The organism is Paenibacillus xinjiangensis (assembly GCF_059686975.1).
Map to the genome: position 1 here is coordinate 66,149 of NZ_JCAALS010000016.1, position 13,426 is coordinate 79,574.

Below are 13,426 nucleotides of genomic sequence, written 5' to 3' on the forward strand. Positions count from 1 at the left end.
ACCCCTTTCGTCCCTTAAGGCAGATCAGCTGTGCAGCTGTGGCCTTGGGATGAAAGGGTTTTTTGTTGTTTATATACAGTTCAAATATCTCATATCAAGCAATGAAGAGAAATAGCTGCATTAGCTAATGCCCAGAGAGCAAGGGAAATGCTGAGACCTTTGCCTTAAGCGATGCACGCGGTCATCTCCGAGCTGTTGATCGAAATTCGAATCCACTTGCGTTGTTCGTTTGTGGTGGATGCGATAGAGTAGGTTCAACCGGAATCGCACACGTTATCGTGCTGCAGGTAAGGGCAACCTTACCTCATGAGGCTGGAATCGCAAGATGCTAGCAAATCAGGGTGGTACCGCGAAAATAACCCCTTTTCGTCCCTTAAGGCAGATCAGCGTGCAGCTGTGTGGCCTGAGGATGAAAGGGGGTATTTTAATTAGGGGAGGCCATCGAATTGAAAACAATGAACTCATTATTGGCGCTAGAATCACCTCAAGCAGCACAGCATCGGATTACCGGCTCAGAGGCGCTGCTACATGGATTGCTAGAAGAGGGTGTGGATACAGTATTCGGTTATCCAGGAGGTAATGCTCTATATATCTATGATGCTATGACCCAGAACTCGGATTTCAAGCATATTCTAACTCGCCATGAGCAAGGCGCTGTTCATGCTGCTGATGGTTATGCCAGATCGACAGGCAAGGTTGGTGTATGTATCGCCACTTCCGGGCCGGGTGCGACGAACCTTGTAACAGGAATCGCAACAGCTTATATGGATTCTATACCGATGGTTATTATTACGGCGAATGTACCGACCCACTTGATCGGAACGGATGCTTTTCAAGAAGCGGATATCATTAGCATTACGATGCCGATTACCAAACACAGCTATGCTGTACAGGATGCCCAAGATATCCCACGAATTCTGCATGAAGCGTTCCATATTGCAAGCACAGGCAGAAAGGGTCCAGTTCTAATCGATATTCCGAAGGATATTTCGAATGCCCAATTGTTGTACGAACCTTGTCAGGAGCTCTATATTCGCGGTTACGAGGGAAATCCGGTTCTTGATCATAAGCCAATTCATGTACTCCTTCAGGCTATTGCTGAGTCAAAGAAGCCGATCATTATTGCAGGCGGCGGGGTAGTTCATTCGAATGCATCGGAGGAGCTGATTGCATTCATAGATCATACAAAAATTCCAGTTGTGACTACCTTGCTCGGCTTGACTGGGTTCCCAAGTGCGCATGAGCAGTGGATTGGTATGCCAGGGCATCATGGCTGCTATGCTGCAAATATGGCTATTCAGCAAGCTGATCTCGTTATTTCGATCGGAGCACGGTTTGATGACAGGCTGACGATGAAGGTAGATGGTTTTGCCCCGAATGCGAAGTTAATAGCTCATATTGATATTGATCCTGCGGAAATTGGCAAAAACGTAAAAACGGATATTGGTGTTGTAGGTGATATAAAAGCGGTTCTGGCTTATGCCCGTACACAATCTATTGCTGCACAACCGGACGGCTGGCTTAGTGAAATAAAGAAAAATCGCTCTATGCATCCACTGCGATATACAGATTCAGAAACAAAGCTCAAGCCGCAATATGTAATCGAGCTAATCAATGAGACATCGCAAGGCGATGCGATCATTACGACAGATGTAGGACAGCACCAGATGTGGGCTGCTCAATTCTATAAGTTCAATCATCCACGCTCGCTCTTGACCTCTGGAGGCCTTGGAACGATGGGATTCGGCTTTCCTTCTGCCATAGGGGCGCAGATTGGCAATCCGGATCGACTGGTTATATCCATTAACGGGGACGGAGGCATGCAGATGTGCGCGCAGGAGCTGGCAGTATGCGCCATTCTTCAGCTTCCTGTCAAAATCGTTGTTCTCAACAATCATGTGCTTGGCATGGTTAGACAGCAACAGGAAATCATGTACACGAAGCGATACAGTCAGATTAATCTCGAGGGAAGTCCTGATTTCGTTAAGCTGGCCGAAGCTTATGGGATCAAGGGGCTGCGTGCTAGTAACAAGGAGGAGGCTGCTCGGATGTGGAACGAAGCCTTGCATACGCCGGGGCCTGTACTGGTAGAGTTCGATATTGCCGCGGATGAGAATGTATATCCCATGGTGCTTGGAGGTACAACCCTGGATCAGATGATCATGGGGGAATTTAATTGATGGATCTGGAGCAGCAATATAATGAAACTGAAGGTGTCCGGTCGGACTGAAGTAATAGCCTATCTGCATGATGATAGACAAGCGAACCATACAATGTAGGATACTAAGTCATCCTTTATTGTATGGTTTTTTTTGTGGTACGCTCTTGGGTTACACGCTCGGCAACGAAAGATTGCTATATTCGAAGTTAGAGTGGATTAGTAAAAGCAGAATAGAGGAAATTGAATCATAGCATCCACAGCGAACTGCTTGCAGCTAAGACACAAGATAAAGATACACGTGAAGGCAAAGGCGGCAAGAGGGGATACGTGTGTATCCGCCTTGGGATCAACCAACAAACCGTCAGGCTCAAAAAATATAAGAATCGCAGTACTACATAGAATTGGTACTATTCGATAGCAGCTTCTGCTGGTATATTTTAAGTAATACTTGTTCATCCCTTTCTGAACCTATTCGACCTCTAGTAGATAGCGGAATAGAATAGAAAAAATAATTATGGCGAGGTGGCGGTTATGGTGGATACTAGACAAGCTAACAAAGCAAATAGTCATGTGTATGTACTCCTTACCGATACCGGCACCGTGTTCACGAGATTGATCAAAGGATTCACCAACGCGCCTTATAATCACGCATCGCTAGTGCTCGATGAGGAATTGAAGGAAGTATTCAGCTTCGGCCGCAAAGCAGCGAACAATCCATTAGTTGCAGGATTTGTGCAAGAGGATGTGTATGAGGGGACATTCAGCCATTTTCCGGGTACGAGAAGTATCTTGCTGCGTCTTGCAGTTACTGGGGAGCAGCAGGCAGCTGTCGTTCAAGTCATTCGTGAATTCCAGCAGCAACAGTATAAGTATCGTTACAATCTGATTGGACTAGTTGGCGTGCTGCTGAAGCTCGATCTTCGGCCGGCGAATGCTTATTTCTGCTCGCAATTTGTTGCTGAGGCCTTGAAGAACGGAGGCCTGCAGCTCTGGGATTGCCCATCCACACAAGTAACACCGCATCATTTCTTGGTGCATAACCAATTTGAAGTCATGTATGAAGGTCGGCTGTATGACTATCCACTTCTTGAGACAGCTAAGCTTGCAGCAACCAGGCACGAAGCGGGCTGGAGGAAGGCGATTGCGAATGTGAACCAAGGCTTGAAGCGGCATTTACCCATTCTTTTGAAAAAATTTGTATAACATTCATGCTTACTGGGTATGCTGTGATTAGACCGGATTACTTGCTAAATTGAGGCGCCCGAATATCTTAGTTGTGTTATTTTATTTAGTGTGCTACAATAACTCTACAAGCGAAACAAACAGCAAATGAAACAAACAGATTAAACCTTAATCACTTATTGAAAAGGGTAATCATTTGTTAATGGTACTTTTTTCAATGTGTGATTTTTCGTTTTCTTAAGAAATAAACATGTTAAATAAAATTATTGGAGGCTACACAATTATGGAACAAGGTACAGTGAAATGGTTTAACGCAGAAAAAGGTTTTGGTTTTATCGAAGTTGAAGGTGGAAATGACGTATTCGTACATTTCTCCGCTATCCAAGGCGACGGATTCAAATCGCTTGACGAAGGTCAACGCGTAGAATTCAACGTTGTTCAAGGCAACCGTGGACCACAAGCTGAGAACGTTGTAAAACTGTAGTATTAAAAAAAAGACCCTTAACATCCGTTAAGGGTCTTTTTTTTTATGCGATCATAAGCAAAAAATATGTAAATTATGTACCTGCTCTAATGAATTTATGGATAATATGGTGAACTTTCTTCGTGGAACTAAGGTGTTGGTGTGGGTTACAATAGAGTTTGATTACTTGTTAGAGCTTAAGCGCAGGATTATTGGAGGGATAATTAGAATATGACGACTTCCACAGTGGAGCGTAATGATGAATTGATGACTATAATTAGCAGCTGTTTGTCCATCGAACTGAGAGTGCAGAACTCTGAGGTGAAGAATACGATTGCGATGATGGAGGCTTATGGCTTCAGGTATAAAGTATCTTGGGCTTCAATGGAGCTTACGGATTATACGGTGATAGATTTCTGGAGGAAAGAGCTCGTTAAATAAAGGGTATGAAGTGAGAAGAGGAAGTGGATCTGTGGATTGTCAGCGGATCCGCTTCTTTTTGTGCAAAGATTTATCCGTATTGTGTCCCGGTCGTTGCAATTTGGTTAGTTTCATACTAGAGTTGGATAAGAGAGGTTTTCTGACATGGCGGATGATACCTATGAGAGGGCGTGGCGTTGTGGGAAAGCAGTATCCAGCAGGGGTATTGAAGCAGGAAATTATCAAAATCTACAACTCGGTTAATCAGGAGATATTCGGAATAGGAATCAGGTCGCAAAAGATAGAAATATCAGGGGACAAGGTGTTCATATTCGCTACCCATAAGCGTATTCCCGCGCTCAAGATACTCGATGAATCTCATCGTGCGCTAACTGCGAATGTTGATATGCTGTTAATGGAAGCGAATAAAAGGATGCTGAAGGAGCATTTGATGAACATGTTAGGGCTTGATGTGAAGCTTATTCTGAAAGACTATGATCCGGCTACCGAATACTCGGGAACAGTGATCATAATGGGTAGTGAGATAGAATGTACATAATAAAAGATGTTACATAAATGTTATATATGAATAGAATTTAATTATTTTGTTGACGATTCTGGAAAGTGTGTGTTATATTACATGACAAATAGTACATGTTTTTGATAGATAAGTGAAAAGATGGTCAGGTACATGTGATGGATGTCCTCCAGTATTAAGGAATTTGATCCTTCTCCTGAAGAGATTGAGCTCCATTGTATAAGAGGGCAACAGCTCTACATATGGCAGGTGCTAAAGAACTCTTAAGTAGAGAGCTTTACAACCGCTTATTATGACATATTTGGGTCCAGACAGACCCCGTATGCTCATGATGGCGGTTTTTTTGTCTATTAACGGTCAACCAGCGCTGCTTGAGAGGGTGGATGAACAATGACGAATGACAATGGCAAGACGAATGTAGGTCATGTGCTTGAAGCGCTGAACCATATTTCGCGGGGGAGGATGGTCACTGATTGGAATCAGATTACCTCTGGCTCGAACCCTTATGTCGTTATGAAAACCTCGAATATACCAGGCAAAAGCGTGCTTGAAATTCCCGGCCTTATATTCGGAGATAAGTGCAAGCCGGTTGCACGAATCGGTGTCGGGATGACGCTTACGGAATCGATGATCGAGATGGCATCTGCAATGAAGCTTGATCTCATTATTGTGCATCATCCTGTAGCAGATGCCGCTAATTCGGGAGGTGTGCCATTCGCCGATTATCTGCCTCTCTATGATCTGTGTCTCATCGAGATGCACGAGGCGTTCCATGGACTTCATCCTGGCATGACACTGCTGCATGGGCACCAGAAGCTGAGTACGGATATATGCTTCGGCGGCATTCCTGGCAATGTGCTCCATCGGGGCATCGCTTTGGAAGGAATCCGAACAGCTGGCGATATCTTGAACAGAATCGATGAATGGATGGGAACTGAAATCGATATGAATCTGCTTGAGGCGGAACGCGCCATTCGTGGAGAGACTGGACTCCTAGAGGCGACGCAGGCGAATCCGTCGCAGCTGCTGAGTGGAGAGCCGGATAGTCAGGTGAAGCACATTCTTCATTTTTTCCCCCATACGGGGTTCTCATTAGACAATCTAGAGAAGGCGCTCGAGATGTATCCAGAGACCGATACCATTATCGTCAGCATTAGTCGTGTGAGAGAGCAGCATCCATTCGTGACGTTAGCGAAAGAGAGAGGACTTACCTTTATCGTAGGCAATCCGCATTGTGTAGAGATCTATGAGAATGGCCTGCCGCTTGCATATGCACTGGAGCAGCTGCTGCCGAAGACGGAGGTTTTCCTGCTCAGGGAACGTATTACCGCAGTTGCTGTCAAGGAAGTTGGACATAGCAGGATGGTTGAATACGGCAGGGATATGGCTTATAAGCATTTAGTCTCCAGGTTGTCTCATGCCTTTCAAATAAACTAAATAGAAGAAATATGAGGGAGGAAGGGAAACTATGGGGAAGATGAGGAATCCGGCTGCTCTGCTTGTAGTAAGTCTATTGTTGGTGCTCGCGGCGGCATGCGGGAACAACGCACCTGCTGCTTCAACGACTACTGAACCATCTGCAGCACCATCACCATCAACGACGGCAGCCCCAGAGCCGACGGAAGCAACGCCAGCTGAGCAAGAGATCGTGAAGGTGAAATTTTCGGAGGTCATAAGGTCGATCTTCTACGCGCCGCATTACATTGCAATGGCTCAAGGGTTCTTCGAGGAAGAGGGCCTCGAGATTGACATGAACACTGCCCAAGGCTCTGATAAAGGAGCGGCAGCTCTGATTGCTGGCACAGCAGACATCTCGCTGGTGGGACCTGAGACAGCGATTTATATTTTCAATCAAGAGGGAGATAAGAAGATTAAGATTTTTCACCAGCTGACGATGAAGGACGGCTCTGTGCTATTATCCCGCGAGAAGCTGGATACGTTCGAATGGAGTGATCTCTCAGGCAAGACGGTCATCGGCTGGAGACCGGGCAGTGCGCCTCAGATGGTGTTCAACTCTCAGCTTCTGAAGGAGAAAGTGACTGATGTTGATGTCGTTACGAATCTGGCGTCACCAGCGATGGCAGGTGCGTTCACCAGCGGTAAAGGGGATTTCATCCAGCTGTTCGAGCCGGTAGCATCCACATTGGTGCAAGAAGGAGTTGCTTATGATGTCGCATCGATGGGTGAAGCCTTCGGCGCATTCCCGGAAACCTCTTATGTAGCAACGACTGATTATTTGGAGAAAAACCCAGAGGTTATCCAGAAATTCGTGAACGCGGTAACTAAAGGGACGAAGTGGCTGAGTACAGCGACGAATGATGAGATTGCGGCGGCCTTAATGCCATTCTTCGAGGGAACATCCAAAGAAATCATTATTTCATCGATCGAGCGCTATAAGGCTCAAGACACATGGTCGACAACACCAGAGCTGACGCCAGAGCTGTTCGAGACGCTTCAGACGACATTAATTGATAATGGGGTTCTCAAGCCCGAACAAAAGATTGCGAATATGACAGATGTCGTGGACATGAGCTTTGTGAATAAGTAGGAAGGGAGCAGACTGATGCCGCAGATTGAGCTCAATGAGGTAGGCTTAAGCTATTTCACCTTGAAGCAAGAAACAGAGGCGCTTCGGGATATTAACATTGGAATAAATCGCGGGGAGTTTATTAGTATCGTAGGGCCTAGCGGTTGTGGTAAGAGCACGCTGCTGTCTATCATCTCAGGCATGTATAAGCCTACGAAGGGGAAGGTGCTGATTGACGGGGAAGAGGTGACAGGCACTTCCCCCAAGGTTGGTTATATGCTGCAGCATGATCATTTGTTCGAATGGCGGGATGTGCTGAGCAATCTGCTCGTAGGTGCGGAGGTTCGCAGGATGGATCGACGGATAGCGGAGGGAAAGGCGCTCGGGCTGCTGGAGCGATATGGCCTTGGAGGCTTCGCCCATCATAACCCTGCGCAGCTGTCGGGAGGGATGCGTCAACGTGTAGCTCTCATACGGACTCTCGTCACAGAGCCGGATATTCTGCTGCTTGATGAGCCCTTCTCAGCGCTCGATTATCAGACTAGGTTAACGTTGTCTGATGAGATTCTCACTATTATTAAGGATCAGCGCAAGACAGCCATTCTCGTCACGCATGATATTTCGGAAGCGATAAGTATGGCGGACCGCGTCATGGTCATGTCGAAGAGGCCGAGCACAATCTCTTCGGTATACAACATGGAATTTGAGGAGGGAATCTCTCCTCTGAGAAAGCGGGAGGCAGGACGGTATAATCAGTATTTCAACAACATATGGAGGGAGCTGGAGGGCCATGTCTTCTCTGCCGGCTAGAGAAACGTCAACGATGAGTGCCAATCTGCGTGTACCTGAGCCGCAAGCGCAATTAATGATGGTGAAGCAGGCAACTCCGCAATATACCGAGTTTCTGAGAAACCAGAAGCGGAGACAACGGATAGTCCGTATCACGCAGCTCATGTTGCTGCTCCTGTTTCTCGCCGTATGGGAGCTGGCGGCCCAATGGAATTGGGTTAATCCGATGCTTACTAGCAGTCCTACGAGCATCTATCATTCCTTTGTGGAGCTGGCTTTTCAAGGGGAATTATTCCGTCATACATGGATTACCGGACTAGAGAGCATCATCGGCATCGTCGTCTCCATGCTGCTGGGAACGTTGATTGCTGTGGGATTCTGGTGGTCGACCTTCGCCTCTAAGGTGCTTGAGCCTTACATCGTCGTGCTGAATGCATTGCCCAAGGTAGCACTCGGACCGATCTTCTACATCTGGCTGGGGGATCGTTACTCGATCTATGGGATGGCAGTAGCGATCTCGATTATCGTCACGATTATCATGATCGAGAGCGGATTTAAGGAAATAAGCAAAACGAAGCTCAAGCTGATGCAGTCATTAGGTGCGACACGGGGTCAAATGCTTAAGATGGTGCTACTGCCAGCAAGTGTGCCGAATTTCATTGCTACCTTAAAGGTCAATGTAGGCTTGACGCTCGTCGGGGTCATTATGGGTGAGTTCCTATCCTCCAAGGCAGGGCTTGGATACTTAATCACATATGGCGGACAGGTGTTCCAGATGAATCTTGTTATGGTGAGCATCGCGATGCTGGCGCTTCTATCTATTATTTTGTACAGCATGGTTAATGTGTTAGGACGGTTTGCTTCGAAAAAATATCATCATGAATGATTGCAAGAACGGTGCCGATAGGATGTCGACATCCTATGTATTAGCGAGTATGACTTGGCCGGAGGTGCAGGAGGCGCTGAAAAGCGTTCGAATCGCAATCATTCCACTAGGTGCCCATGAGCAGCATGGACCTCATATGGTAGAAAGCTGTGATGCGGTGCTGGCAGAGGAGATGGGCAAACGCCTTGTCGAGAGGCTCTATCCGAATGCGCTGCTGACGCCTACCCTGAATCTAGGGATATCCTCTCATCATCTGCATTTTCCAGGAACGATTTCCCTTGAGCCTGAGACGCTGATTGCGGTGTTAAGAGATATGATCAAGTCGCTCAGGCCGCATGGAATTCAGAAATTTCTTGTGCTTAACGCTCATGGCGGCAATCAAGCAACGCTTGGTGTAGCAGCAGATGTGCTGACGAGAGAGCTCAGCATTGAATTCTATTATGCCAAGACGACGGCATCGGCGAAGGATGTTATGGATCGTCTGCTCTCCTCTAAGCTATATGGACATAGCTGTGATAGAGAGGTATCGGAGGCGCTGTATCTGGCACCGGAGCTTGTACGCGAGGACAGATTGGAGAAAGGGGATATCGTGCAATCGGGCCGATGGCAGAAGCTGCGTCCGGGCAGTCCCTTGCAGGGCTTTTATTATTATGAAGAGATGACACGCAATGGATGCTTGGGAGATGCGACGATGGCTAGCAGAGAGATAGGACAGGAGATTGTCGAGACTGCTCTTGAACGATTGACGAAGGCTGTGCTGGAAATGCTGTGAGTCTTTCATTCTCGCAGCAGCTTCGGCATTCCTTTAATATAATTTGGTATACAATATGCCATTAATTCATGAAATGTTGAGAGGAGAATGAACAATGACACAAACGATTTCTCGAATAATGAACAAAGAGGAATTCCGCCTTGCTCTGGAGCAAGCCATAGAGGGCAATGCAGTCGCCAAGGCTCCCTTTACAACGATGTGGGCTAATGGAGAACTGGAGAAAGAGCATTTTGCCAGATGGGTGGAGCAGCATTACGCCTATGTAGGCCCATTCGCCGAATACTTGGCCTCTATCTATGCGAATTGTCCGCATGAGGATGCTAGAGATTTCTTGCTCCAGAATATGTGGGAGGAGGAGCTGGGTGGAGACCGCCATACAGATCTCCTCATTCGATTCGGGGAAGCCTGCGGGACGACGCGCGAGCGAGTCGTTGGCATGAAGGAGCTGCTGCCAGAGACGATCGGCCTGCAATCCTGGTGCTATCGAATGGCGCTGAAGGAAAATTTTCTGTACGCTACAGCGGCGCTTGTTGTAGGACTGGAATCGCAGGTGCCATCGATCTATCGCAGACAAACGCCAACCCTGCGCTCCGCATACGGCTTCACCGATGAGGAAGTCGAATTCTTCGATCTGCATATCGTATCCGACGAAATACATGGGGAGCGGGGCTATCAGATTGTGCTTGAATATGCTCGTACAGCAGAGGAGCAGCAGCGCTGCATTGAGATCGTAGCGGAAGCAACTAAGATGCGCAGAATGTACATTGCCGCGATATCCCGTGAATTCGTAACGAAGGATTAGAGAAGCCCTCCGGAAACAACAGTGATCGGTAGAACTATCGATTGTCGGAGTGATCGACAACCTCATTATCAGGAAAGGAGATTAAGATGCCGATTAAGACAGCAGTTCAAACCTATGGGAACTTCATTAATGGGCAATGGACTTTATCCGTCAGTGGACAGACGTTCGATAATACCAATCCGGCGGATGTATCGGATACGATTGGACACTTCCAAGCGTCTGTCGAGGAGGATGCCAGGCGAGCTATTGAGGCTGCTGACGGTGCATTCGCCGCATGGCGGGATCATGCTCCGAGCAAACGAGCAGAAATTCTATACAAAGCAGCGGATCTGCTGGAGGCGAAGCTGGAGCAATATGCCGCGGAGCTGACTCGTGAGGAAGGTAAGACGCTGGGCAGCAGCCGTATGGAGGTGACGCGGTCAGCGCAAACGCTGCGGTATTATGCTTCAGAGGGACTGAATGTGAATGGGGATACACTCCCTTCAGATGACCATTCAACCTTCGTCTACACGAAAAAAGAGCCATTAGGTGTCGTTACGATTATTACGCCGTGGAATTTCCCGATCTCCATTCCTGCTCGTAAGATTGCACCGGCTCTCGCAACAGGCAATACAGTTGTATTCAAGCCCGCATCAGATACACCGTTGATCGCTTTGCGGCTTGTGGAAGCATTGCATGAAGCAGGTCTGCCCGCTGGCGTGCTCAACTTCATAACGGGATCGTCCTCGCAGATCGGGTCCATGCTCATAACCCATCCGGCTGTCAGAGCAGTTACCTTCACCGGATCAACCTCAGCAGGAGAGAGCATTAACCGTTCGGTCAGATTGTCGACTCGGATTCAGCTGGAGCTCGGTGGTAAAAACCCGCTTATTGTGCTCGAAGACGCTGATCTGGAGCATGCCGCTGATCTGGCGGTTAAAGGTGGCTTCGAGCTGACCGGTCAAGCCTGCACAGGTACGAGCAGAATAATCGTCATGGATGAAGTGCATGATTCGTTCGTGCAGAGGCTGGTTGAGAGGACAGGAGGGTTGACTATCGGCGGAGGTATGATGCCAGGCGTAGAGATTGGACCACTGGCTAATGCAAGCCAATTAGCGAATGTGCTGTCCTATATTAAGCTTGGGATAGAGGATGGAGCGAAGCTTATCATCGGGGGGGATAGACTTCTGGAGGGCGAATACGCGGATGGTTATTTTATAACGCCAGCTATCTTTACGGATGTCTCTCCACGAATGAGAATCGCACAGGAGGAAATTTTCGGACCGGTATTAGCGATTATTCGGGTGAGCAGCTTCAAGGAGGCAGTCGATATCGCGAATGATGTGGAGTATGGCCTATCCGCTGCAATCTGCACAGCTGATAGCGATCGAGCCGCTTATTTTATTAATCATGTGCAGTCTGGTGTCGTTAAGGTGAATCGTCCAACTACAGGGAATGCCTATAATGCCCCTTTCGGTGGCGTGAAAATGTCCAGCACGGCTACCTACCGAGAATCCGGGCGAGGAGCCGTTGCCTTTTATTTGATGGAAAAAACGGTCTATCACGGTGCGCTGCCGATTAAATTAGATAAAGGATAGACCGAGGAACGGGGGATGATCATGAAGCCGGTGTTAAAGTTAGAGCTGGAAGAAGCGAGAGTGATGATCGAGGCTGCCAAGCAGGCGGCCATAGCAGCGAATGCTCTGGAGACGATCTGTATTAGTGATGATGGGGGCTTTGTAATCGCGCTGGAGCGGATGAATGGAGCACGTATTACCGGACCAGAGCTTGCGATGGCGAAGGCTTTTACAGCTAGTGGGCATAGGCGCTCCACACATCTGTTCAATCAGCCGGGCGGTCCGGCAACGACGACGGGTGAAGCATTCGGCATTCATACGATGATGCCCGGCAAGTTCGCGATCTTCGTCGGCGGCTTCCCAATCGTTGTGAATGGAGAGGTCGTCGGTGGAATCGGGATAAGCGGCGGCAATGGCGAGCAGGATATTGCCGTTGGCATCGCAGCGCTGACAGCGCTGAAGCAGTATCTCGGCAGTGGCTATGACGTTGTGACGGAGGCGGACATTAAGAAATAACAACGGTTTGGAGCCAAGCTGGCTGAAGGATACCTCACCCCAGGTTGTTGTAAACCTTGCTTCTCATCGATTACACTAGGGGAAACAACAACCCGGAGGTATACCAAATGCCAGACAAGCCGATATGGAACGATGAACAATTAAGCCCCATCCGTGACAAAGTCTATCTTTATATTAAACAAGCTATCGTGCAAGGAGTCTACCAATCAGGTGATCGGATTATTGAGCGTGAACTGGCAGGCGAATTGAATGTAAGCCGTACACCGATAAGGGAAGCATTATTCCGGCTAGAGTCGCAAGGCTTCGTTCGAACGCTTCCGCGCAAAGGGGTTGTCGTATCGAAGCTGTCGACCGAAGAAGTGATTGAGATTTTCACCATTCTATCTTCACTGGAGAGCTTGGCGATGAGGCTTGCGGCAGAGAAGGCCGATCCCTCCCAGCGTGATGAGCTAACTCATATTATGATGGAGATCGATCAGGCGCTTGCTCAGCCACAGATGGGACAGGAGCATTGGGCATTTCATTTCAAAATCAATGATGTCATCTGCAGAGCAGCACACAGCCCGCGTCTTACGCAAATGCTGGATAGCTTATCGGAATATATACGCAATTTTGTCCAGCTCGGCTATGAGCAGCCAGGGCGCTTGGAGAAAGCGATGGAGGAGCATCGTGATCTGGCTGAGGCGGTTCGTGACGGCAAGCCGGAGCTGGCAGAGCAGTATACGAAGCTGCATCTTGAGAACGCGAAGCTGGCTTTTTTAGAAGCGCTGAATAAGGAATAGTCACTATTCTCTACGAACAGGAGCATGGTGCA

Annotated in this window: 14 protein-coding genes; all 14 read left to right on the top strand. The window is 48.0% G+C overall.

Annotated elements, in window-relative coordinates; genetic code table 11:
• The first annotated feature begins 455 nt into the window (after positions 1 to 455).
• Entirely contained in the window at positions 456 to 2,180 is a 1,725-nt protein-coding gene (gene ilvB / locus AC6ESP_RS16895; protein WP_497097972.1) for a biosynthetic-type acetolactate synthase large subunit, read from the top strand.
• A gap of 515 nt (positions 2,181 to 2,695) precedes the next feature.
• Complete coding sequence (locus tag AC6ESP_RS16900) at positions 2,696 to 3,364, top strand: hypothetical protein (protein WP_497097897.1); 669 nt, start codon at positions 2,696 to 2,698, stop codon at positions 3,362 to 3,364.
• A gap of 262 nt (positions 3,365 to 3,626) precedes the next feature.
• The gene (locus AC6ESP_RS16905; RefSeq protein WP_497097898.1) at positions 3,627 to 3,827 is read left to right on the top strand and encodes a cold-shock protein; all 201 of its coding nucleotides are present in this window, start codon (positions 3,627 to 3,629) and stop codon (positions 3,825 to 3,827) included.
• Positions 3,828 to 4,037: 210 nt separating this feature from the next.
• Positions 4,038 to 4,247: a hypothetical protein gene (locus AC6ESP_RS16910; protein WP_497097899.1), complete on the top strand. Its 210-nt coding sequence runs from the start codon at positions 4,038 to 4,040 to the stop codon at positions 4,245 to 4,247.
• A gap of 178 nt (positions 4,248 to 4,425) precedes the next feature.
• Positions 4,426 to 4,785 (top strand): Na-translocating system protein MpsC family protein, encoded by a 360-nt coding sequence (locus AC6ESP_RS16915; protein ID WP_497097900.1) that lies wholly within the window; start codon positions 4,426 to 4,428, stop codon positions 4,783 to 4,785.
• A gap of 369 nt (positions 4,786 to 5,154) precedes the next feature.
• Positions 5,155 to 6,201 (top strand): Nif3-like dinuclear metal center hexameric protein, encoded by a 1,047-nt coding sequence (locus tag AC6ESP_RS16920; protein ID WP_497097901.1) that lies wholly within the window; start codon positions 5,155 to 5,157, stop codon positions 6,199 to 6,201.
• A 31-nt stretch (positions 6,202 to 6,232) separates the two neighbouring features.
• A complete protein-coding gene (locus AC6ESP_RS16925) occupies positions 6,233 to 7,312 on the top strand; it encodes an ABC transporter substrate-binding protein (protein WP_497097902.1) in 1,080 nt (359 codons plus the stop codon).
• Between the two features lie 15 nt (positions 7,313 to 7,327).
• Positions 7,328 to 8,101 (top strand): ABC transporter ATP-binding protein, encoded by a 774-nt coding sequence (locus AC6ESP_RS16930; protein ID WP_497097903.1) that lies wholly within the window; start codon positions 7,328 to 7,330, stop codon positions 8,099 to 8,101.
• Entirely contained in the window at positions 8,082 to 8,966 is an 885-nt protein-coding gene (locus tag AC6ESP_RS16935) for an ABC transporter permease (RefSeq protein WP_497097904.1), read from the top strand. The genes AC6ESP_RS16930 and AC6ESP_RS16935 overlap by 20 nt, the downstream gene beginning before the upstream one ends.
• Positions 8,959 to 9,738, top strand: coding sequence for a creatininase family protein (locus AC6ESP_RS16940; RefSeq protein WP_497097905.1), 780 nt, complete (start codon positions 8,959 to 8,961; stop codon positions 9,736 to 9,738). Before AC6ESP_RS16935 ends, AC6ESP_RS16940 begins: the two co-directional genes overlap by 8 nt.
• Positions 9,739 to 9,832: 94 nt before the next feature.
• Entirely contained in the window at positions 9,833 to 10,540 is a 708-nt protein-coding gene (locus AC6ESP_RS16945; protein WP_497097906.1) for an iron-containing redox enzyme family protein, read from the top strand.
• An 86-nt stretch (positions 10,541 to 10,626) separates the two neighbouring features.
• Positions 10,627 to 12,117, top strand: coding sequence for an aldehyde dehydrogenase family protein (locus AC6ESP_RS16950; RefSeq protein ID WP_497097907.1), 1,491 nt, complete (start codon positions 10,627 to 10,629; stop codon positions 12,115 to 12,117).
• Positions 12,118 to 12,138: 21 nt separating this feature from the next.
• Positions 12,139 to 12,612 carry a GlcG/HbpS family heme-binding protein gene (locus AC6ESP_RS16955; protein WP_497097908.1) on the top strand — a complete coding sequence of 158 codons (474 nt, stop codon included), beginning with the start codon at positions 12,139 to 12,141 and terminating at the stop codon, positions 12,610 to 12,612.
• Between the two features lie 107 nt (positions 12,613 to 12,719).
• The gene (locus AC6ESP_RS16960; protein ID WP_497097909.1) at positions 12,720 to 13,394 is read left to right on the top strand and encodes a GntR family transcriptional regulator; all 675 of its coding nucleotides are present in this window, start codon (positions 12,720 to 12,722) and stop codon (positions 13,392 to 13,394) included.
• Positions 13,395 to 13,426: the final 32 nt, after the last annotated feature.

Coding starts and splice junctions, on each gene's coding strand:
- AC6ESP_RS16925 (WP_497097902.1), top strand. CDS start 6,233: ATGGGGAAGATGAGGAATCCGGCTGCTCTGCTTGTAGTAAGTCTATTG.
- AC6ESP_RS16910 (WP_497097899.1), top strand. CDS start 4,038: ATGACGACTTCCACAGTGGAGCGTAATGATGAATTGATGACTATAATT.
- ilvB (WP_497097972.1), top strand. CDS start 456: ATGAACTCATTATTGGCGCTAGAATCACCTCAAGCAGCACAGCATCGG.
- AC6ESP_RS16930 (WP_497097903.1), top strand. CDS start 7,328: ATGCCGCAGATTGAGCTCAATGAGGTAGGCTTAAGCTATTTCACCTTG.
- AC6ESP_RS16940 (WP_497097905.1), top strand. CDS start 8,959: ATGAATGATTGCAAGAACGGTGCCGATAGGATGTCGACATCCTATGTA.
- AC6ESP_RS16935 (WP_497097904.1), top strand. CDS start 8,082: ATGTCTTCTCTGCCGGCTAGAGAAACGTCAACGATGAGTGCCAATCTG.
- AC6ESP_RS16945 (WP_497097906.1), top strand. CDS start 9,833: ATGACACAAACGATTTCTCGAATAATGAACAAAGAGGAATTCCGCCTT.
- AC6ESP_RS16920 (WP_497097901.1), top strand. CDS start 5,155: ATGACGAATGACAATGGCAAGACGAATGTAGGTCATGTGCTTGAAGCG.
- AC6ESP_RS16955 (WP_497097908.1), top strand. CDS start 12,139: ATGAAGCCGGTGTTAAAGTTAGAGCTGGAAGAAGCGAGAGTGATGATC.
- AC6ESP_RS16950 (WP_497097907.1), top strand. CDS start 10,627: ATGCCGATTAAGACAGCAGTTCAAACCTATGGGAACTTCATTAATGGG.
- AC6ESP_RS16905 (WP_497097898.1), top strand. CDS start 3,627: ATGGAACAAGGTACAGTGAAATGGTTTAACGCAGAAAAAGGTTTTGGT.
- AC6ESP_RS16960 (WP_497097909.1), top strand. CDS start 12,720: ATGCCAGACAAGCCGATATGGAACGATGAACAATTAAGCCCCATCCGT.